Annotated in this window: 16 protein-coding genes; 11 read left to right on the forward strand and 5 right to left on the reverse strand. The window is 72.0% G+C overall.

The window, feature by feature from the left end; translation table 11 throughout:
* Positions 1–4 precede the first annotated feature (4 nt).
* Both ACXJKA_RS12370 and ACXJKA_RS12375 read right to left on the reverse strand, forming a co-directional pair.
* Positions 5–1,741 (reverse strand): glycoside hydrolase family 13 protein, encoded by a 1,737-nt coding sequence (locus ACXJKA_RS12370; RefSeq protein ID WP_456825504.1) that lies wholly within the window; start codon positions 1,739–1,741, stop codon positions 5–7.
* 90 nt (positions 1,742–1,831) lie between these two features.
* Positions 1,832–2,905, reverse strand: coding sequence for a LacI family DNA-binding transcriptional regulator (locus tag ACXJKA_RS12375; protein WP_456825505.1), 1,074 nt, complete (start codon positions 2,903–2,905; stop codon positions 1,832–1,834).
* A gap of 189 nt (positions 2,906–3,094) precedes the next feature.
* On the opposite strand from ACXJKA_RS12375, the gene ACXJKA_RS12380 reads away from it, so the two are divergent.
* The 7 genes from ACXJKA_RS12380 to ACXJKA_RS12410 all read left to right on the forward strand — a co-directional run bounded on the left by ACXJKA_RS12380 (position 3,095) and on the right by ACXJKA_RS12410 (position 12,853).
* A complete protein-coding gene (locus tag ACXJKA_RS12380) occupies positions 3,095–4,342 on the forward strand; it encodes a sugar ABC transporter substrate-binding protein (RefSeq protein WP_456825506.1) in 1,248 nt (415 codons plus the stop codon).
* Positions 4,343–4,514: 172 nt separating this feature from the next.
* Positions 4,515–6,131 carry an ABC transporter permease subunit gene (locus ACXJKA_RS12385; RefSeq protein WP_456825507.1) on the forward strand — a complete coding sequence of 539 codons (1,617 nt, stop codon included), beginning with the start codon at positions 4,515–4,517 and terminating at the stop codon, positions 6,129–6,131.
* A gap of 1 nt (position 6,132) precedes the next feature.
* A complete protein-coding gene (locus tag ACXJKA_RS12390) occupies positions 6,133–7,050 on the forward strand; it encodes a sugar ABC transporter permease (protein WP_456825508.1) in 918 nt (305 codons plus the stop codon).
* On the forward strand, positions 7,047–8,885 hold the full coding sequence (locus ACXJKA_RS12395; protein ID WP_456825509.1) for a glycoside hydrolase family 13 protein: 1,839 nt from the start codon (positions 7,047–7,049) through the stop codon (positions 8,883–8,885). Before ACXJKA_RS12390 ends, ACXJKA_RS12395 begins: the two co-directional genes overlap by 4 nt.
* Before the next feature lie 16 nt (positions 8,886–8,901).
* The gene (locus ACXJKA_RS12400) at positions 8,902–10,221 is read left to right on the forward strand and encodes a deoxyguanosinetriphosphate triphosphohydrolase (RefSeq protein ID WP_456825510.1); all 1,320 of its coding nucleotides are present in this window, start codon (positions 8,902–8,904) and stop codon (positions 10,219–10,221) included.
* Between the two features lie 41 nt (positions 10,222–10,262).
* Positions 10,263–12,194, forward strand: coding sequence for a DNA primase (gene dnaG / locus ACXJKA_RS12405; protein WP_456825511.1), 1,932 nt, complete (start codon positions 10,263–10,265; stop codon positions 12,192–12,194).
* A gap of 86 nt (positions 12,195–12,280) precedes the next feature.
* On the forward strand, positions 12,281–12,853 hold the full coding sequence (locus ACXJKA_RS12410) for a VIT1/CCC1 transporter family protein (RefSeq protein WP_456825512.1): 573 nt from the start codon (positions 12,281–12,283) through the stop codon (positions 12,851–12,853).
* Between the two features lie 33 nt (positions 12,854–12,886).
* Here the strand turns inward: ACXJKA_RS12410 and ACXJKA_RS12415 are convergent, their stop codons facing one another.
* Positions 12,887–13,684: a transglutaminase-like domain-containing protein gene (locus tag ACXJKA_RS12415; RefSeq protein ID WP_456825513.1), complete on the reverse strand. Its 798-nt coding sequence runs from the start codon at positions 13,682–13,684 to the stop codon at positions 12,887–12,889.
* 225 nt (positions 13,685–13,909) lie between these two features.
* A complete protein-coding gene (locus ACXJKA_RS12420) occupies positions 13,910–14,542 on the reverse strand; it encodes a 4'-phosphopantetheinyl transferase family protein (RefSeq protein WP_456825514.1) in 633 nt (210 codons plus the stop codon).
* A 94-nt stretch (positions 14,543–14,636) separates the two neighbouring features.
* On the opposite strand from ACXJKA_RS12420, the gene ACXJKA_RS12425 reads away from it, so the two are divergent.
* The 4 genes from ACXJKA_RS12425 to ACXJKA_RS12440 all read left to right on the forward strand — a co-directional run bounded on the left by ACXJKA_RS12425 (position 14,637) and on the right by ACXJKA_RS12440 (position 17,129).
* A complete protein-coding gene (locus ACXJKA_RS12425) occupies positions 14,637–15,059 on the forward strand; it encodes a transferase (RefSeq protein ID WP_456825515.1) in 423 nt (140 codons plus the stop codon).
* Between the two features lie 97 nt (positions 15,060–15,156).
* The gene (locus ACXJKA_RS12430; RefSeq protein WP_456825516.1) at positions 15,157–15,303 is read left to right on the forward strand and encodes a hypothetical protein; all 147 of its coding nucleotides are present in this window, start codon (positions 15,157–15,159) and stop codon (positions 15,301–15,303) included.
* 47 nt (positions 15,304–15,350) lie between these two features.
* Entirely contained in the window at positions 15,351–16,112 is a 762-nt protein-coding gene (locus tag ACXJKA_RS12435; protein ID WP_456825541.1) for an alpha/beta hydrolase family protein, read from the forward strand.
* A gap of 96 nt (positions 16,113–16,208) precedes the next feature.
* Positions 16,209–17,129 (forward strand): SMP-30/gluconolactonase/LRE family protein, encoded by a 921-nt coding sequence (locus ACXJKA_RS12440; protein ID WP_456825517.1) that lies wholly within the window; start codon positions 16,209–16,211, stop codon positions 17,127–17,129.
* Between the two features lie 135 nt (positions 17,130–17,264).
* Here ACXJKA_RS12440 and adhP read toward each other — a convergent pair whose 3' ends face one another.
* Positions 17,265–18,293 (reverse strand): alcohol dehydrogenase AdhP, encoded by a 1,029-nt coding sequence (gene adhP, locus ACXJKA_RS12445; protein WP_456825518.1) that lies wholly within the window; start codon positions 18,291–18,293, stop codon positions 17,265–17,267.
* Between the last annotated feature and the right edge of the window lie 310 nt (positions 18,294–18,603).

The raw sequence follows: 18,603 nt of genomic DNA on the forward strand, positions 1-18,603 counted from the left end.
CAGGTCAGGCCGTGTAGCGGGCCCAGACGGTGGCGTCCGAGGGCACCAGTGCCGCGCCGTCGGCCCCGACCGCGGGGTCGATCGACGCGAGCAGCACCTCGGCGCCGGCGGGGAGGGCGACGGGGTGGGAGCCCAGATTGGCGACGACGAGCACGTCGCGGTTCACGAACGCGATGACGTCGTCACCCAGCCCGTGCAGCCAGTCCATGCCGCCGGACCCCAGAGCCGACTCCCGGCGCAGCCGGAGCGCCGCACGGTAGGTCTCGTACGTCGACCCGGCGACGCCGCGCTGCGCGTCCAGGGCGTAGGACGCCCAGGCCGCGGGCTGCGGGAGCCAGGTCACGCCGGTAGGGGAGAAGCCGAACCCGGCCTCGTCGGACGACCACGGCAGGGGAACCCGGCAGCCGTCGCGGCCGCGCTCGGCGCCACCGGTCCGGAAGAACGCGGGGTCCTGGCGCAGGTCGTCGTCGAGCGCGGTGTGGTCGGGCAGGCCGAGCTCCTCGCCCTGGTACAGGTACGCGGAGCCGGGCAGACCGAGCATGAGCAACGACGCGCACCGGGCGCGGCGCAGGCCGAGGGCCTCGTCGGGCTGCTCGTCGCCGTGCCCGATGCCGTTCGGCCGAGAGCCGGGCTCGGCCAGGCCCAGGCGGGACGGGTGCCGGACGACGTCGTGGTTGGACAGCACCCACGTGGTGGGCGCGCCGACGACGTCCGCGGCGCGGTAGGAGGCCTCGACAACCGTGCGGAGCGCCGCGGCGTCCCAGTGGGTCGCCAGGAACGCGAAGTTGAAGGCCTGCTGCATCTCGTCGGGCCGGATGTACCGGGTCAGCCGCGACAGGGGCTCCACCCAGGCCTCGGCGACGAGCGCGCGGTCGCCGTCGTACTCCGCGAGCACCCGGTTCCAGGCGCGGTAGATGTCGTGCACGCCGTCCTGGTCGAACATCGGCCCCTGGTTGCCGGCGCCCGAGACCGTGTCGGTCGGCTCGACGTCATCGGAGCCTTCGATCATCGACACGTGCCCGTCCCAGTCGGGAAGGCCGGGCGCCTTGACCATGCCGTGCGCGACGTCGATGCGGAAACCGTCGACCCCGCGGTCGAGCCAGAACCGCAGGACGTCCTCGAACTCGGCGCGTACCTCGGGGTGCTCCCAGTCGAGGTCGGGCTGCCGGGAGTCGAACAGGTGCAGGTACCACTCGCCCGGCGTCCCGTCGGCGTTCGTCGTCCGGGTCCAGGCCGGCCCGCCGAATATCGACTGCCAGTTGTTGGGGGGCTCGGTGCCGTCCACGCCGCGGCCGTCGCGGAACAGGTAGCGGGCCCGCTCGGACGACCCGGGTCCCGCGGCCAGCGCGGCCTGGAACCACACGTGCTCGTCGGAGGTGTGGTTGGGCACCAGGTCGACGATCACGCGCAGGCCGAGGCGGTGGGCCTTCTCGAGCATCGCGTCGAAGTCCGCGAGCGTGCCGAACAAGGGGTCGACGTCGCGGTAGTCCGCCACGTCGTAGCCGGCGTCGGCCTGCGGCGAGCGGTAGAACGGCGAGAGCCACACGGCGTCGACGCCGAGCTCCGCGAGGTGCTCCAGGCGGGAGGCCACGCCGGGCAGGTCGCCGATCCCGTCGCCGGACGCGTCCGCGAACGAGCGCGGGTACACCTGGTAGATCACGGCATCCCGCCACCACTCGCCGTCGGGCGATCCGGCGGTGTGCACCAGGGTGCGCAGGGGTCGGGTGTCGGTCGTCGTCATGCGGGCATGCCTCACTTCGGGGTGTCTCAGAAGGGGGGAGGCGCCGTTGCCAGACGGGTGCCGGCCCTGTGCGGGCCCGGCGGAGTCCGGTCAGAGTACGGCGGGAGCCTGTGTGGTCACAGCGACCGAGGTCAGCGCGGGGGCGGCACCGGTGGAGCCGCGCACGATGAGCTCGGGGTGGAACTTCAGCTCGGTGCGGGACGCGGGCGTCCCGTTGATCTCGCCGACCAGCGCGGACACCGCCGCGTGGCCCATCGAGAGCACGGGCTGACGCACCGTGGTGAGCGGCGGGTCGGTGAACGCGATCAGCGGCGAGTCGTCGAAGCCGACCACCGACAGGTCGCCCGGCACCGACAGCCCGCGGGACCGGGCCGCGCGGATGGCTCCGAGGGCCATGAGGTCCGACCCGCAGATGATCGCGGTGTGGCCGCTGTCGAGGAGCTCGAGCGCGGCCGCCTGGCCGCCCTCGACGGTGAACAGCGTGGTGACCACGTGGCCTTCGGCGTCCGTCACGCCGAGGTGGCGCTCCAGGTTGATCGCGAACTCCACCCGTTTGCGTGCGGCGGGGACGAAGCGCTCGGGCCCGATGGCTAGGCCGATCGAGCGATGCCCGAGCGAGACCAGGTGCCGGAAGGCGAGGTCGAGCGCCGCGGAGTCGTCGGTCGAGACCGACGGGGCGTCGACGCCCTCGGCGTACCCGTTGACCAGGACGATCGGCATCCCGCGGCTGCGGAGGCGGTGGTAGCGCTCCTTGCTCGCGGTCGTGTCGGCGTGCAGCCCGGACACGAACACGATCCCGTCGACCGCGTGCTCGAGCAGCATCTCGACGTACTGGTCCTCGGTGGTGCCACCGGGGGACTGCGTGCACAGCAGCGGCGTGAAGCCCCGCTCGGTGAGCATCGTCTCGATGACCTGGGCGAACGCCGGGAAGACCGGGTTCGACAGCTCGGGCACCACGAGGCCGACCAGGCCGGCGGAACGGGTGCGCAGCTTCTCGGGTCGCTCGTACCCGAGCACGTCGAGGGCCGCCAGCACGGCCTGACGCGCCTGGGCCGACACGCCGTGCTTGCCGTTGAGAACCCGAGACACCGTGGCCGTGCTGACGCCGGCCTGCTCGGCCAGGTCCGTCAGTCGGGTGCGCACAGGCGGCAGCGTAGGGGACACCGGACCTCCTCGTCCGTAGCGTTCATTGAGGTCGTCACGGGTGCATGTCGCGCAGCCGCTGGAACCGTTGCCTGAAAGTTACCGTAACGACTTGCAAGCGCTGTGGCAACGAGGCTAACTTCGGCGGTATCAGGCCAGCGTCGGTGGGAATCGCCGTCAGCTGGCGCACCCACAGACACTTTTTTGGAGATGACGATGCGACGGAGCATCCCTGTCCTCGCGGCGACGCTCGGCCTCGCGCTGACGCTCACCGCGTGCTCGGGTTCTGGAGACAGCGGCGACGACTCGTCGGCCGCACCGAGCGAGAGCGCCTCGACCACCGGCACCCTCACGATGTGGGTGGACGACACCCGCATCAATGAGATGAAGCCGGTCGTCGCGACCTTCACAGAGGAGACCGGCGTCAAGGTCGATCTGGTTCAGAAGGCGTCGGGCGACATCGGCAAGGACTTCGTCGCGCAGGTCCCGACCGGCGAGGGCCCCGACGTCATCATCTCGGCGCACGACGGCTTGGGCGAGTGGGTCAACAACGGCGTGGTGGCCCCCGTCGAGCTCGGCGACAAGGCAGACGACTTCTCGGAGTCGGCGATCGCCGGCGTCACCTACGACGGCAAGACCTACGGGACGCCGATCTCCATCGAGAACATCGCGCTCGTCCGCAACAACGCGCTCCTGAAGGACACCCCCGCGACGACGTTCGACGAGCTGGTCGCCCAGGCCAAGTCGGCTGGCACCGAGTTCTCCGTGCTGATCCAGCAGGGCCCTGAGGGCGACGCGTACCACCTGTACCCGCTGCAGACCTCGTTCGGTGCCCCGGTGTTCGAGCAGTCTGCGGACGGCTCCTACACCGACACCCTCGCGCTCGGCGGCCCGGCCGGCGACGCGTTCGCCACGTACCTCGCGAAGCTGGGCCAGGAGAAGGTCCTCGACGTGAACATCACCGCGGACATCGCCAAGCAGGCGTTCCTCGACGGCAAGGCGCCGTACATCGTGACCGGCCCGTGGAACACCTCGGCGTTCGAGGAGGCGGGCATGGACATCTCCGTGCTCCCCGTCCCGAGCGCGGGTGGCCAGCCGGCGCAGCCCTTCGTCGGCGTCCAGGGTGCCTTCGTCTCGGCCAAGTCGAAGAACCCCGTGCTCGCCAACGAGCTCGTCGTCAACTTCCTGTCGACCGAGGCCGCTCAGGACGCGCTGTACGCAGAGGGTGGCCGCATGCCGGCCAACTCGGCGTCCGCCGCGAAGGTCGACAACGGGATCCTCAAGGGCTTCGGCGAGGCGGGCGCCACCGGCGCCCCCATGCCGGCCATCCCCGCGATGAGCGCGGTGTGGGGCTTCTGGGGCGCCACGGAGTACCAGATCATCAGCGGACAGGCCGAGCCGGTCGCAGCGTGGAACACGATGACGACCAACATCCAGGACGCCGTCGACAAGCTCTGACGGTCGAGGACGTCCCGCCGGGCGGCGCGGTGCTGCCCCGGCGGGACGTCCTTCGCCCGCGCCGCGCCGCGTCGTGGCGGGCGGCGTAGCGTCACCGGCAGGACGGCCTTCGCCCACGCCGCGCCGATCCGGCGATCCCCCTAGCACTCACCCGCGTCCTCGGAGGGCCCGCATGACCGACCAGCAGACCGTGGCGCCCCCGGCGCCCCCGGAAGAGCCCGGTGCCGCCCCACCGCGCCGCTCGCGCGGGGACGGCTCCCACGCCCGGCGGTTCTCGCCCGGCTTCGTCGTCAAGCTGATCCTCGTGGCCCTCGTCGACGCCCTGGGCGTCTACGGGATCCTCGCGGCCCTGGCCGTGGAGTCGTGGGGCATCCTCGCGTTCCTCGTGCTGGCGCTCGTGGCGGTGAACTGGGTCTACTTCTCGCGCCGTGCGGTGCCGGGCAAGTACCTGATCCCCGGTCTGCTCTTCCTCCTCGTCTACCAGCTGTTCGTCATGGCGTACACGGGCTACGTGGCGTTCACGAACTACGGCGACGGGCACAACTCCACGAAGCCCGACGCGATCGAACAGATCTCGATCCAGAACGAGACCCGCGTCGAGGGCTCGCCGACGCTCCCGCTGACCGTCGTGCAGAGTGACGGCGAGCTCGGGTTCGCCGTGGTCCAGGACGGCGAGGTGGAGGTCGGCACGGCGGAGGAGCCCTTCGCTCCCGTCGACGACGCCACCGTGGAGGACGAGCGCGTCACGGCCGTCCCGGGCTGGGAGGTGCTGGGGTTCGCCCAGATCGCGGAGCAGCAGGACGCGATCACCGTGCTGCGAGTCCCGTTCTCCGACGACCCGTCGGACGGCTCGGTCCGTACGCAAGACGGCTCGACCGGCTACGTCTACCAGTCGACGCTCGTGTACGACGCGGCCACCGACACGTTCACCGACACGGCGACGGGGGAGACGTTCACTCCATCGAGCACGGGCAACTTCGTGTCCGAGGACGGCGATGCCCTCACTCCGGGCTGGCGGGTCGGCGTCGGCTTCGACAACTTCACGCGGGTCTTCACCGACTCCCGGCTGACGGGGCCGTTCCTGCAGATCACGGCCTGGACGTTCGTCTTCGCGACGCTCTCCGTGGTCACGACGTTCGCCCTCGGGCTGTTCCTCGCGATCGTGTTCAACGACCCACGGATCCGTGGCCGCAAGGTCTACCGCTCGCTGCTGATCCTGCCGTACGCGTTCCCGGGCTTCCTCTCCGCACTCGTCTGGCGCGGCATGCTCAACGAGAGGTTCGGATTCATCAACGAGGTCCTGCTCGGCGGCGCTACCGTCCCCTGGCTGACCAACCCGTGGCTGGCGAAGCTGTCGATCCTGGGGGTCAACCTCTGGCTGGGCTTCCCGTACATGTTCCTCGTGTGCACCGGCGCGCTCCAGTCGATCCCGGCAGAGACCATCGAGGCGGCACGGATCGACGGGGCCGGGACGTGGCGGATCTTCCGTGCCATGACGCTCCCCCTGCTCATGGTGTCGGTGGCCCCGCTGCTCATCTCGTCGTTCGCGTTCAACTTCAACAACTTCACGCTCATCTACATGCTGACCGGCGGCGGACCCAACTTCGTCGGCACACCGGTGGTGATGGGCCACACCGACATCCTCATCTCGATGGTCTACTCGGTGGCCTTCGAGAGCGGCAGCAAGCAGTACGGCCTAGCGAGCGCCTTGTCGATCCTCATCTTCATCGTGGTCGGACTCATCGCCTACTTCGGTTTCCGCCGCACCCGCAAGCTCGAGGAGATCTGAGATGGCCAGCACCTCCGTCTCGAGGACATCGGAGATCGCCGGCACCGGCGCGGCGCAGCGCCCCACCACCCTGCGCGGGCGCCGCTGGTGGATCGAGGTCGGCTGGCGGCACGTCGTCGGCGTCGCGATGATCGTCATCTGCGTCGTGCCKCTGATCTACGTGCTGTCCGCATCGTTCAACCCGGGCGGCACGCTGACCGGGTCGAACCAGCTCTTCCGCACGATCGACCTGGAGAACTACCGCGACCTCTGGGCCGGCGACTACGGGAGCTGGTTCGCCAACTCGATCGTGGTGTGCACGGTCACCGCGGTCGGCACCGTGCTCATGGGTGGCGCCGCGGCCTACGCCTTCTCGCGGTTCCGGTTCCAGGGCAGGCACGGCGGCCTGACCGCCCTGCTGATCGTGCAGATCTTCCCGCAGATGCTCGCGTTCGTCGCGATCTTCCTCGTGCTGCTGTCGATCGGCGACGTGTTCCCCCTGCTCGGGCTCAACAGCCGATTCGGGCTCATCGCGGTCTACCTCGGTGGCGCGCTCGGCGTGAACACGTTCCTCATGTACGGGTTCTTCAACACCGTGCCCCGCGAGCTGGACGAGGCGGCGAAGATCGACGGCGCCAGCCACGCGCAGATCTTCTGGACGATCATCCTGCGGCTCGTCGCGCCCATCCTCGCCGTCGTGGGCCTGCTGTCGTTCATCGGGACGTTCGGTGAGTTCATCATCGCGAAGGTCGTGCTGCAGCGGCCCGAGGAGTTCACGCTCGCCGTGGGGCTGTACTACTGGGCGGCGGACGAGCGGACGGCGAAGTGGGGACTGTTCGCAGCGGGCGCCGTTCTCGCGGCCATCCCGGTCGTGCTGCTCTTCCTCTTCCTGCAGAAGTACATCGTCTCCGGCCTGACGGCGGGCTCCGTCAAGGGATGAGGCACCTCCTCGACCAGCCGCACCACGACGGGTCCGAGCTGTACGTCCGGCGCGCCACGCCGCGGCTCGGCGACGTCGTCCCCGTGCGCATCCGGGTGCCGGTCTCGGGCACGGAGCGGGCCGTCTGGCTGCGCACGGTGCGCGACGCGGAGCCGCGGATGGTGCCGACGAGGCTCGAGCGGGTCGACGCCGACGCGCGCTGGTACGTCGGCGAGGTGCCCGTGCACAACCCGGTCGCGGGCTACCGCGTGCTGCTGGACGAGCCGGGCGGCTACCGGTGGCTCAACGGTCGCGGTCTGCACGAGCGGGACGTGCCCGACGCCGGCGACTTCCGGCTGACCGTGCACGACCCCGCGCCGGCGTGGATGGACACGTCGGTGGTCTACCAGGTGTTCCCCGACCGGTTCGCGCGGTCCGGGAACGACCACGGGCCGCTGCCCGACTGGGCGCTGCCGGCGCGGTGGGACGACGAGCCGATCGCCGAAGGTCGCGGCGTCGCGCAGCAGTTCTTCGGGGGAGACCTCGCGGGGGTCGAGCAGCGCCTCGACCACCTGCAGCGACTCGGCGTCGACACCCTCTACCTCACGCCGGTGTTCCCGGGCCGGTCCAACCACCGCTACGACGCCAGCACGTTCGACGTCGTCGACCCGCTGCTGGGCGGCGACCAGGCCCTGGCATCGCTCAGCCGGGCCGTGCACGGGCGCGGGATGCGGATCCTCGGCGACCTCACGACCAACCACACCGGCGCCGGCCACGAGTGGTTCGCGCGCGCCCAGGCCGACCGGACCAGCGAGGAGGCGTCGTTCTACTACTGGACGGACGCCGAGCCGGGGTACGTCGGCTGGCTGGAGCACGCGTCGCTGCCCAAGCTCAACTACAACGCGCCTGCCCTGGCGGGGCGCATGGTCGACGGCCCGGACTCGGTGATCGGGCGCTGGCTGGTGGAGCCGTACGCGCTGGACGGCTGGCGCATCGACGTGGCCAACATGACCGGCCGGTACGCCGACGACGACCTGACGCTGCAGGTGGCCCGCACGATCCGCGCGACGATGCACGCGCTCAACCCGGAGGCGGTGCTGGTCTCGGAGCACTTCCACGACGCCGGCACGGACCTGGCGGCGGGCGGCTGGCACGCGAACATGAACTACTCGGCGTTCACGCGGCCGGTGTGGACGTGGCTGGTGGACCCGGACCTCGACCTCGGGTTCCTGGGGATGCCGGTACCGATCCCGCGCCGCGACGGCGTCTCGATGGTCGACACCATGCGCGACTTCGACTCGACCGTCCCGTGGGCCGTGACGACCCACCAGTGGAACATGCTCGGGTCGCACGACACCGCGCGCCTGCGGACCGTCGTCGGCACCCGCGAGCGCGTGGAGCTGGCCGCCGGCCTGCTCTTCACGTACCCCGGCACCCCGGCGATGTTCGCGGGCGACGAGGGCGGGCTCACGGGCACCAACGGCGAGCACTCGCGTGTCGCGATGCCGTGGGACGACATCGACGCCGGCGGGGGAGCCCGCTGGGACGCCGGGACGTTCGAGATCTACCGGTCGCTCATCGCGGTTCGGCGAGGATCCCGCGCCCTGCGCGAGGGCGGGATGCGCTGGGCGGTCGTGAGCCCCGACGCGGTCGCCTACCTGCGGGAGACGGCCGACGAGCGCGTGCTCGTCCTGGTCGCACGCGCCACCTGGGAGGGCGTGGACCTGCCGCGGCACCTGCTGGCGCCGGGGGAGTCCCCGGAGAACCTGTACGGCGGGGGCGACCTCGGGGTGCACCCGGACCGCCTCGAGCTGCCCGGCGACGGACCGGGAGTGCAGGTCTGGCGCCTGGCGTGATCGTTACGCTGGCCACGTGACCACACTGGACCCGGCCCGGGAGATCGAGGGTGCCCTCGACGGGTACGTCGACGCCGACCGGGCGCGCTGGGTCACCGAGCCCGTGAAGTCGCGTGAGCGGACGCCCTTCGAGCGCGACCGCGCCCGCCTGGTGCACTCCTCGGCGCTGCGGCGACTCGGGGCCAAGACGCAGGTGCTCGGCCCCWCGTCGGACGACTTCGTGCGCACGCGGCTCACGCACACGCTCGAGGTCGCGCAGGTGGGCCGCGAGATCGGCAAGGCGCTTGGCTGCGACCCGGACATCGTCGACACGGCGTGCCTGGCCCACGACCTGGGCCACCCACCGTTCGGCCACAACGGCGAGCGCGCGCTGGCGGAGCTGGCCAAGGGGATCGGGGGGTTCGAGGGCAACGCGCAGACGCTGCGGCTGCTGACGCGGCTCGAGCCCAAGGTCGTCGCACCCGACGGCCGGGCCGTCGGCCTCAACCTCACGCGCGCGAGCCTCGACGCCTCCGTGAAGTACCCGTGGCGGCACCGGCAGGGGCCGGTCAGCGCGGCGAGCGGCCGGCCGACGCACAAGTTCGGCGTCTACGAGGACGACCTGCCGGTCTTCGAGTGGCTGCGCGAGCAGGCACCCGAGGGCCGCAAGTGCCTCGAGGCGCAGGTCATGGACCTGGCCGACGACATCTCGTACTCGGTGCACGACGTCGAGGACGCGGTGGTCGGGGGCCGCCTGGACCTCCACGTGCTGGGCGTCCCCGTCGAGCGCGACCGCGTGGTCGAGGCCGTGCAGACCTGGTACGGCGACGCGGTGAGCGCCGACGGCCTGCAGGAGGCGATGGACCGGCTGGTGGCGGCGGACCTGTGGCGTCCCGGTTTCGACGGGTCCCGCGCCGCGCTGGCGTCGCTGAAGGACTCCACCAGCCAGCTCATCGGACGCTTCGCCAAGGCGTCCCAGCTGGCCACCCGCGAGGTCTACGGCCCGGGGCCGCTCACGCGCTACGGCGCCGACCTGATCGTGCCGCACGAGACGCTGGCCGAGATCCTGGTGCTCAAGGGCCTCGCTGTCGCCTACGTCATGGCGCCGCGCGAGCTCGAGCCGCTCTACCACCGGCAGCGCGAGGTGCTCGTCGACCTCGTTCACGTGCTGTCGGAGCGCGCGCCGATCGCCCTCGAGCCGCCGTTCGCGGCGGACTGGGCGCAGGCCGCCGACGACGCCGCGCGCCTGCGGGTGGTCATCGACCAGGTCGCCTCGCTCACCGACGTCTCCGCCGCCGACCTGCACGCCCGGCTGGTCCACCCGCCGCGCCACGGCGGCCCCGCGGCTTTCGTGTGAACCGGGTCCGGCTCGTCGGCCCCGACGCCTAGACTCCTCGCGTGGCAGGACGGATCCGGCGGGAGGACGTGGAGGCGGTCCGCGAGCGCGCCCACATCGAGGAGATCGTCGGGCAGCACGTCACGCTGAGGTCCGCGGGCGTCGGGTCGATGAAGGGCCTGTGCCCGTTCCACGACGAGCGCTCGCCATCGTTCCACGTGCGCCCCCAGGTGGGCCGGTACCACTGCTTCGGCTGCGGCGAGGGCGGCGACGTCATCGACTTCGTGCAGAAGGTCGACGGGCTGGGTTTCTCCGAGGCCGTCGAGTACCTGGCCGGCAAGGTCGGTCTGCAGCTCCGGTACGAGGAGGGCGGCGCGCCGCGGCCCGGCGAGGAACCGGGCAAGCGCCGCCGGCTCATCGAGGCCCACAAGGTGGCCGAGGAGTTCTACCGCGAGCAGCTGAGCACGCCCGCCGCCGCCGCGGGCCGGCAGTTCCTCGCCGAGCGAGGGTTCGACCGGTCCGCCGCGGCCGACTTCGGCGTCGGCTTCGCGCCGCAGGGCTGGGACTCGCTCATGCGGCACCTGCGCGGTCGAGGGTTCACGGAGGCGGAGCTGACGCTCTCCGGGCTGGTCAGCCAGGGGCAGCGCGGCGTGTACGACCGGTTCCGCGGTCGGCTGGTGTGGCCCATCCGCGAGGTGACGGGGGAGACCGTCGGCTTCGGTGCCCGTCGCCTGTTCGAGGAGGACCAGGGGCCCAAGTACCTCAACACGCCCGAGACGCCGCTCTACAAGAAGTCGCAGGTGCTCTACGGCATCGACCTGGCAAAGCGGGACCTGCAGCGCGAGAAGCGGGTCGTGGTCGTCGAGGGCTACACCGACGTCATGGCGATGCACCTGTCCGGCGTCGGCACCGCGGTGGCCACCTGCGGCACGGCGTTCGGGTCCGACCACGCCCGCATCGTGCGCCGGCTGGTCGGTGACTCCGGGTCGAGCGGCGGCGTCCAGCTGGCGTCCGGTGCCTCGGTGGGCGGCGAGATCATCTTTACGTTCGACGGTGACGCCGCAGGTCAGAAGGCCGCGCTGCGCGCCTTCGGCGAGGACCAGTCGTTCTCGGCGCAGACGTTCGTCGCGGTCGAGAAGTCGGGCCTGGACCCGTGCGAGCTGCGGCAGGCCAAGGGTCCCGACGCCGTCCGCGCGCTCGTCGCCGGCCGGACGCCCCTGTACGAGTTCGTCATCCGCTCGACCCTCGCGTCCTACGACCTGCGCACGGTCGAGGGGCGGATCGGCGCCCTGCGCGCGGCCGCGCCCATCGTCGCGGGCATCCGCGACGCTGCCCTGCGGCCCGAGTACACCCGGCTGCTGACGGGGTGGCTCGGCATCGACGACCAGGACTCGGTCCGCCGGGCCGTGCAGGGCGCGTCCCCCTCGACGCGGCCCGCAGCACCGCGCACCGAGCGGCCGTCGGCCGAGCCGGTGCCGGTCGCCGTCGCACGCATGCCCGTCCCGGACCGGCGCGACCCGGTCGCGCAGATCGAGCGCACGGCCCTGGAGGTCGTGCTCCAGCGCCCGGACCTGGTGGCCGCCGACTTCGACGAGCTCCCCGCCGACGCGTTCGGCGCGCCCGCCTACCGGGCGGTGCACGAGGCGATCCGGGCGGCCGGCGGGCTGTCCGTCGCGCGTCCGCTGCTGCAGTCCTCCGGCGGGTCGACCGGGTGGGTGGGCGCCGTCATCGAGCAGGCCGCGGAGCCGGTCCGCGCGCTGGTGACCGAGCTGGCCGTCGCGCCGCTGCCCGAGGACCGGCCCGAGGCTCTCGAGGGCTACGTCAAGGGAGTGGTGCTACGGCTGGTGGAGATCGGCTACACGCGGCACATCGCCGACCTTCGCGGGCGGCTGCAGCGGATGGATGCCGAGGCCGACCAGGCCGCCTACCAGGCCGCGTTCGCCGAGCTCGTGCAGGTCGAGGGGCAGCGCCGCAGCCTGCGGGAGAGCGCCTGACGTAGGTGAGGCTGTCCTGCATCACCGCAGGTCAGGGCAGGCTTTGCTTCGGTGACAGCAGCGGGAATGCGGCCTAGCGTGGCCTTATGACCACCGTCTTGGCGCAGCGTCCGGCACCTACCCTGGCGAGCCTGAACTGGTTGCGCGCGGGGGTGCTGGGGGCCAACGACGGGATCGTCTCGGTGGCCGCCACGGTGCTCGGCGTGGCCGGCGCGGCGACGGCCGTCCGCACCATCGCCGTGGCGGGGATCGCCGCCCTCGTCGCCGGGGCCCTGTCGATGGCCGCGGGCGAGTACGTGTCGGTGAGCAGCCAGCGGGACGCCGAGCGCTCGGCGCTGCGCCGGGGACGCGTGCTGCCCACCCTCGCCGTCGAGGACGACCCCCAGCTGACCAACCCGTGGCACGCGGCCATCGCGTCGTTCGCGGCGTTCCTCGCCGGCGGTGTGGTCCCGCTGCTCGTGGTGCTGGCGCCCTGGGGCGCCGTCCGCGTGCCCGTGACGTTCGCCGCCGTCGTTGTCGCGCTCGTGGTCACCGGGCTGGTGGCGGCTCGGTTCAGCGACGCGGAGCCCGGTCGCGCGGTGCTGCGCAACGTGCTCGGCGGGTCGGTCGCGATGGCCGTGACGTTCGGCGTGGGCGCCCTCGTCGGGCTGTCCGTCTAGCGTCAGCGCCCTCATCGGGCCGTCCGTCTGGCGTCAGCGCAGCGCGACGAGCCCCGTGCCGTCGTCGGCCGGGAGCACGGCGTGCACTGCGGCGGTCACGGTCATGGCCCGGACCGAGAGCTGGCCGCCGTAGTAGGAGAGGAACGCAGTGTCGGTGGCGTCGCGTCCGGTGGCGATCCGGACGAGCGACTCGCGCGGCGCCAACCTCGTCGCGTCGACCACGTGCCATGCGCCGTCGACGTAGGCCTCGGCCACGGCGTGGAAGTCCATCGGCTTGAGCCCCGGCGCGTAGACGGAGACCAGGCGGGCCGGGACGTCCTTCGCGCGGAGCAGGGCGACGACGAGGTGCGCGAAGTCGCGGCACACGCCGCGGCGCTTGAGCAGGGTGTCGGTGGCGCCGTCGGTCGGCAGGCTCGAGCCCGACAGGTACGTCACGTGGCCGGTGACCCAGGCGACGACCGCGTCGAGCAGCTCGGGGCCCTCGATACCGCCGAACTGGTCGCGGGCGAAGGCCAGCAGCCGGTCGGACTCGGCGTAGCGGCTGGGCCGGCGGTACTCGACCAGGTCGATGTCCTCGACGGCGGGCAGGTCCGCCTGGCCGGTCACGGTGGCCTGGTAGTCGACCACCAGGCGGCCCGCCGGGGCGAGCACGCGGTGCATGCGTCCGCCGTGGGCCATCTTGATCTCGGCGACGTCCAGGGGCCCGTCCTCGTGCCGAACGGAGAAGATCTCCGAGCGGTCGTAGGCACCGTCGGCGACGGCGACGGAGAGCAGGATCTCGAGCGGGGTGCGCACGTCGATAGACAGGTGCGAAGTCACGGTGCGCAGCACGGCCGCGGGTCCTTTCCCGGCCATCGGCGGCCGGACCATCAGAGGGGCAGGCGCAAGTGTGAGGCTCGCGGGGCGATCCGTCCAGCCCGCGGACAGTGCCCGATGAACGTGCAGGTCAGCGGCGTGCGGGCGGCGCGCGCACAGCGTCGTTCGGGCGTCGGATCTGTCGCTTCCGTGGCCGGGGTTACCGGCCAGTACACGGAGCGGAGCGCGGGACCGTCGTGATCACCCTCGGGCCAGCGCGACGGCGGTGACCAGCAGGCCGTTCCCGACCGCCCAGCGACCCCGGAGCTCGCGCGTGCCGAGAGCCGTCGGGCCGAGTCGCGCGAGGAAGGTTCCGTCGTCGCAGAGGCGCACGTCGACGTCCTCGAACCCGAGCCACGAGCGCGTCACCGGGTACCAGACCTTGTAGACGGACTCCTTGGCGGAGAACATCACGCGGTCGAGGCACAAGGCCGGGTCGGTGCCGGCGAGGGCCGCCCGCTCGGCGGGGTTCAGCACGAGCTCGAGCACCTCGGGCGGCAACGGCGCGTGCACCTCGGCGTCGATGCCGAGGCCGATCCAGTCGTGCGCGAGCCCGACCGCGGCCGCACGGTAACCGTCGCAGTGAGTCATGCTGCCGACGACTCCCGTGGGCCAGACGGGGGCGCGGTCAGGACCGGCCGGCACGGCGACCCCGTCGAGGCCCAGCCGGCTCAGTGCCGCGCGTGCGCAGGTCCGGACGGCGGCGTACTCGGCCCGCCGCCCCGGCACGGCGTTCGCGACGCCGGCCTCCTCCGACGCGTGCAACGGTGCGGTCAACGGGGGACCGGCGTGCTCGGCGGCCTCCACGCCCGACGGCAGCACCTGGTCGATCATGCTGCGCAGCCTCGCAAACTCGCCCGCCGTCGAACCTGGAATCTCGCCGCCCCCTCGTTCGTTATGTCACCCGAGAACGATGACAAGGAGCAGCATGACGCGACGCAGATCGGGCCAGGTGGAGTTCGAGGACGACCAGGGAGTGGTCGTCCGGTACGCGAAGCACGCGAACGGTGGAGGACTCGTCTCGCCGTCCGCACGCGTGCACGAGAACGCCTGGCTGGCCGACACCGCCTACGTCGAGACGGGGGCCGTGGTGCACGACGCCGCCCGCGTCGGACCCGGCAGCTGGGTCGACGTCGACGTGGTCGTCGGCCCCGGCGCGGTCGTCGACCGCAACGTCCACCTCGGGCGCGCGACGCGCGTCGGTGCCCGGGCACGCATCGGCCCCGGCGCGCGGCTGGGGGAGTCGGTGGTCGTCGAGCCGCGGGCACAGGTCGCGGCCGACGCCGTGGTCAAGGGCGGCACGACGGTCGCCCGCCGCGGGCGCGCGTCGTCGTACGGGATCGCGGCGTAGTCGTCGGCAGACCGCTCGCCCGGACGAACCGCCCGCTCGGGCGTACCGTCGCAAGGGCGAGGACGCGACGGGCGCGCCCGGCAAGGAGGCAGCACGCATGAGCACCGACACCCCGCTCCCGGACGACGAGACGCGGGAGCACGCGACCGAGCCGGCCGAGGGCGGGACCGCGGCGGCCTCTCCGGGCGACGGCCGCGAGCACGCCAGCGAGCCGGCCGAGGGTGAGGACGTCCGCGACGTCTGAGCTGCCCTAGCGTGGAGCTCGCGTCGACGGTTCTCCGACCGAAGGGACTGGCCTTGGCCGAGCGGGTCTGGTTCGCGAGCTCGACGGGGCCTCGGCTCGCGGGACTCATCGACCACCCGGAGGAGGCTGTTCGGGGGTGGGGGGTCTTCGCCCACGGGTTCACGCTCGGGAAGGATTCCCCCGCGGCGAGCCGGATCTGCCGACAGCTGGCCGCCGAGGGCATCGGCATGCTGCGCTTCGACAACCTCGGGCTCGGCGGCTCCGAGGGGGACTGGGGTGACGGCTCGTTCTCCCTGAAGGTCGACGACACCGCGCAGGCGGTCAGGTTCATGGAGGCCTCGGGACGCCCCGTCCACCTCCTCGTCGGCCACTCCTTCGGTGGCGCCGCGGTGATCGCCGCGGCGCACCTCGTCGACTCGGTGCGTGCGGTGGCGAGCATCGGGGCCCCGTACGACCCGGCTCACGTCGAGCACACCTACGACGCGCTCATCGAGCGGATCATGGCGGACGGGGAGGCGCCGCTCCTCATCGGCGGGAAGGCGCTGACCCTGCGGCGACACTTCATCGAGGACGTGCGCGCCGCGGACCTTCACGAGCGGATCCGCACGCTGCGCAAGGCCCTGCTCGTCCTGCACTCGCCCACCGACAACACCGTCGGCATCGGCAACGCGAGCGACATCTTCCGCGCGGCGAGGCATCCCCGCAGCTTCGTGTCGCTGKAGGGCGCGGACCACCTCCTCACCCACGGCACCCAGGCCCAGCGCGCCGCCCGCATCATCAGCGCCTGGGCCGACCCCTATCTGAGCTAGCCGAGGCGCGTGCGGTCAGGGTCTGATCAGGTCCATGCTGCCAGGTGGTGTCCGAGCGGCTCGCAGCTCGGAGACGTTGAACACAGGAGGTCGCACGTGAATGGCAACGACGCCACCCGCCCCGCCGGGACGCTCATCCCTGTCGACGCCGCACCCACGCGGGTCGCGACGGGCGCGACGTGGAGCGAAGGACCCCTGTGGCTGCCCGACCTGGGGCTGCTGCGGTGGAGCGACATCCCCGGCGACCGCATCCTCGAGCTCGACCCGGCGACGGGCCGGTCCGGTGTCCACCGCACCGGCGTCGAGTACACCAACGGGCGGACGCTCGACCGGGACGGCTCGGTGATCCAGTGCTCGCACGGGCGGCGCGCGGTCGAGCGGGAACGCGACGGCATCGTGACGGTGCTCGTGGACCGCTGGGAGGGTGGGCGGTTCAACTCGCCGAACGACGTCGTCGTGGCCTCCGACGGGGCGATCTGGTTCACCGACCCGCCCTACGGGATCGTCCAGCCCGACGAGGGACATCCCGGGGAGCGCGAGTACGGCGCCAACTACGTCTTCCGGTTCGACCGGGGCACCGGCGACGTTCGACCGGTCGTCCTGGACGTCGAGGAGCCCAACGGGCTCGCGTTCTCCCCGGACGAGCGACTGCTCTACGTGTCCGACACCTCCGCCGCGCTCCGGGAGGACGGGTCGGGGAACCACCACATCACGGTGCACGAGGTCTTTCCGGACAACACGGTCTCGGAGGGTCGGGTCTTCGCGGTGATCGAGGACGGGCTGTCGGACGGGTTCCGGGTGGACGAGGCCGGCCGCGTCTGGACCTCGGCCGGTGCGGCGATCCAGGTCTTCGACCCCACCGGGGAGCTGCTGCTCACGGTCCCGGTCCCGGAGCGCGTCGGCAACCTCTGCTTCGGAGGCCCTGACGGCACCGACCTGTTCATCGCCGCGAGCACGAGCATCTACCACCTGCCGACGCTCACGCGCGACGCGGTCGCCGGACGGAGCGGGGCGTGAGCGCGCCGACCACGGGTGATCCGTCTGGTGGTGGCCGCCCCAGCGCGGACCGGGATGTCGGGGCGGCCCGCTCGCCACCCGACGCACGAGAACGCGTCGGCAGCTTGCAGCTCCGCCATCCCGGACGCCTGGTCGTCAGTCGCGCAGGTCCATGACGATGCGGCCGTCGATCTCGCCGCGCCGCATCTCGGCGAAGATCTCGTTGATGTCCTCCAGGGGACGGATCGTGTACGTCGGGTTGACCAGGCCGCGGGCGTAGAAGTCGAGCGCCTCGGTCATGTCCTTGCGGGTGCCGACGATCGACCCGCGCACGGTGAGCCCGAAGAGCACGGTGGTGAAGATGTCGAGCGGGAACTGCTCCGGCGGGAGTCCCACCAGCGCGACCGTGCCACCCCGACGAAGTGCACCGACCGCCTGCGGGAAGGCGTGGCCGTTCACGGCGGTGACCAGTGCGCCGTGCACACCGCCGGTGAGCTCCTGGAGCCGTGCGGCGGGGTCCGCCTCCACGGACGCGTTCACGACGACCTCGGCGCCGTGCTTGGTCGCGAGCGCCAGCTTGGACTCGTCGACGTCGATCGCGGCAACGCGGCGACCCATGGCGACCGCGTACTGCACCGCAAGGTGCCCGAGGCCGCCGATGCCCGAGATGAGGACCCACTCACCGGGCTTGGTGTCGGTCATCTTGAGGCCCTTGTAGACGGTGACGCCCGCGCACAGCACCGGCGCCACTCCGGCGGGGTCGACGCCGTCCGGGATGACGGGGCAGTAGCGGGAGTCGACGACCATGTACTGGCCGAAGGAACCGTCGACGGAGTAGCCGCTGTTGCGCTGGTTCGGGCACAGGGTCTCCCACCCGGTCTCGCAGAACTCGCATTCGCCGCACGCCGACCACAGCCAGGCGTTGCCGACGAGGTCGCCCACCGCGACGCGCGTCACGGCGTCGCCGATCGCGACGACGTGCCCGACGCCCTCGTGCCCGGGGATGAAGGGCGGGGTGGGCTTGACGGGCCAGTCACCGCCGGCCGCGTGCAGGTCCGTGTGGCACACCCCGGAGAAGTCGACCCGCACCAGCGCCTCGTGCGGGCCCACGGTGGGGATCGCCACCTCGGCCACGTCGAGCTCGGTGGTGAACGACCGGACGATGCCGGCCTTCATGGTGTTCATGGTGTGCACTCCTCAAGGTCGTCCGACCCCGTGCCCGGGGCCCCGCGTCGCTGCGGGATCTCCAGGATTTGCCGGCGACCACACCCGACCTAGAGCCATAGGTCCTAGATGTCGGCGCGTCCGCACCCGCCCGGCGGTGAGCCGAGCGGGTGCGTGGTCCGACGAGTCGTCGGCCGGCGACGGCCGGCTACTCGCCTCCGTCCGGCACCGGCGTTGGCGACTCGACCTACTTGCGTCACGACAGCGCGGCCGCCTGATTCGCATCGTGGACCCGGCATCGAGGTCACCTACTCGGGTATGGCAGCGTGGC

The sequence above is a fragment of the Cellulomonas sp. P5_E12 genome (assembly GCF_054049315.1).

What these genes read in the sequence shown, in the direction of transcription:
- ACXJKA_RS12370 (WP_456825504.1), bottom strand. Translation starts at nt 1,741, where the DNA reads ATGACGACGACCGACACCCGACCCCTGCGCACCCTGGTGCACACCGCC.
- ACXJKA_RS12380 (WP_456825506.1), top strand. Translation starts at nt 3,095, where the DNA reads ATGACGATGCGACGGAGCATCCCTGTCCTCGCGGCGACGCTCGGCCTC.
- ACXJKA_RS12385 (WP_456825507.1), top strand. Translation starts at nt 4,515, where the DNA reads ATGACCGACCAGCAGACCGTGGCGCCCCCGGCGCCCCCGGAAGAGCCC.
- ACXJKA_RS12395 (WP_456825509.1), top strand. Translation starts at nt 7,047, where the DNA reads ATGAGGCACCTCCTCGACCAGCCGCACCACGACGGGTCCGAGCTGTAC.
- ACXJKA_RS12410 (WP_456825512.1), top strand. Translation starts at nt 12,281, where the DNA reads ATGACCACCGTCTTGGCGCAGCGTCCGGCACCTACCCTGGCGAGCCTG.
- ACXJKA_RS12420 (WP_456825514.1), bottom strand. Translation starts at nt 14,542, where the DNA reads ATGATCGACCAGGTGCTGCCGTCGGGCGTGGAGGCCGCCGAGCACGCC.
- ACXJKA_RS12425 (WP_456825515.1), top strand. Translation starts at nt 14,637, where the DNA reads ATGACGCGACGCAGATCGGGCCAGGTGGAGTTCGAGGACGACCAGGGA.
- ACXJKA_RS12430 (WP_456825516.1), top strand. Translation starts at nt 15,157, where the DNA reads ATGAGCACCGACACCCCGCTCCCGGACGACGAGACGCGGGAGCACGCG.
- adhP (WP_456825518.1), bottom strand. Translation starts at nt 18,293, where the DNA reads ATGAACACCATGAAGGCCGGCATCGTCCGGTCGTTCACCACCGAGCTC.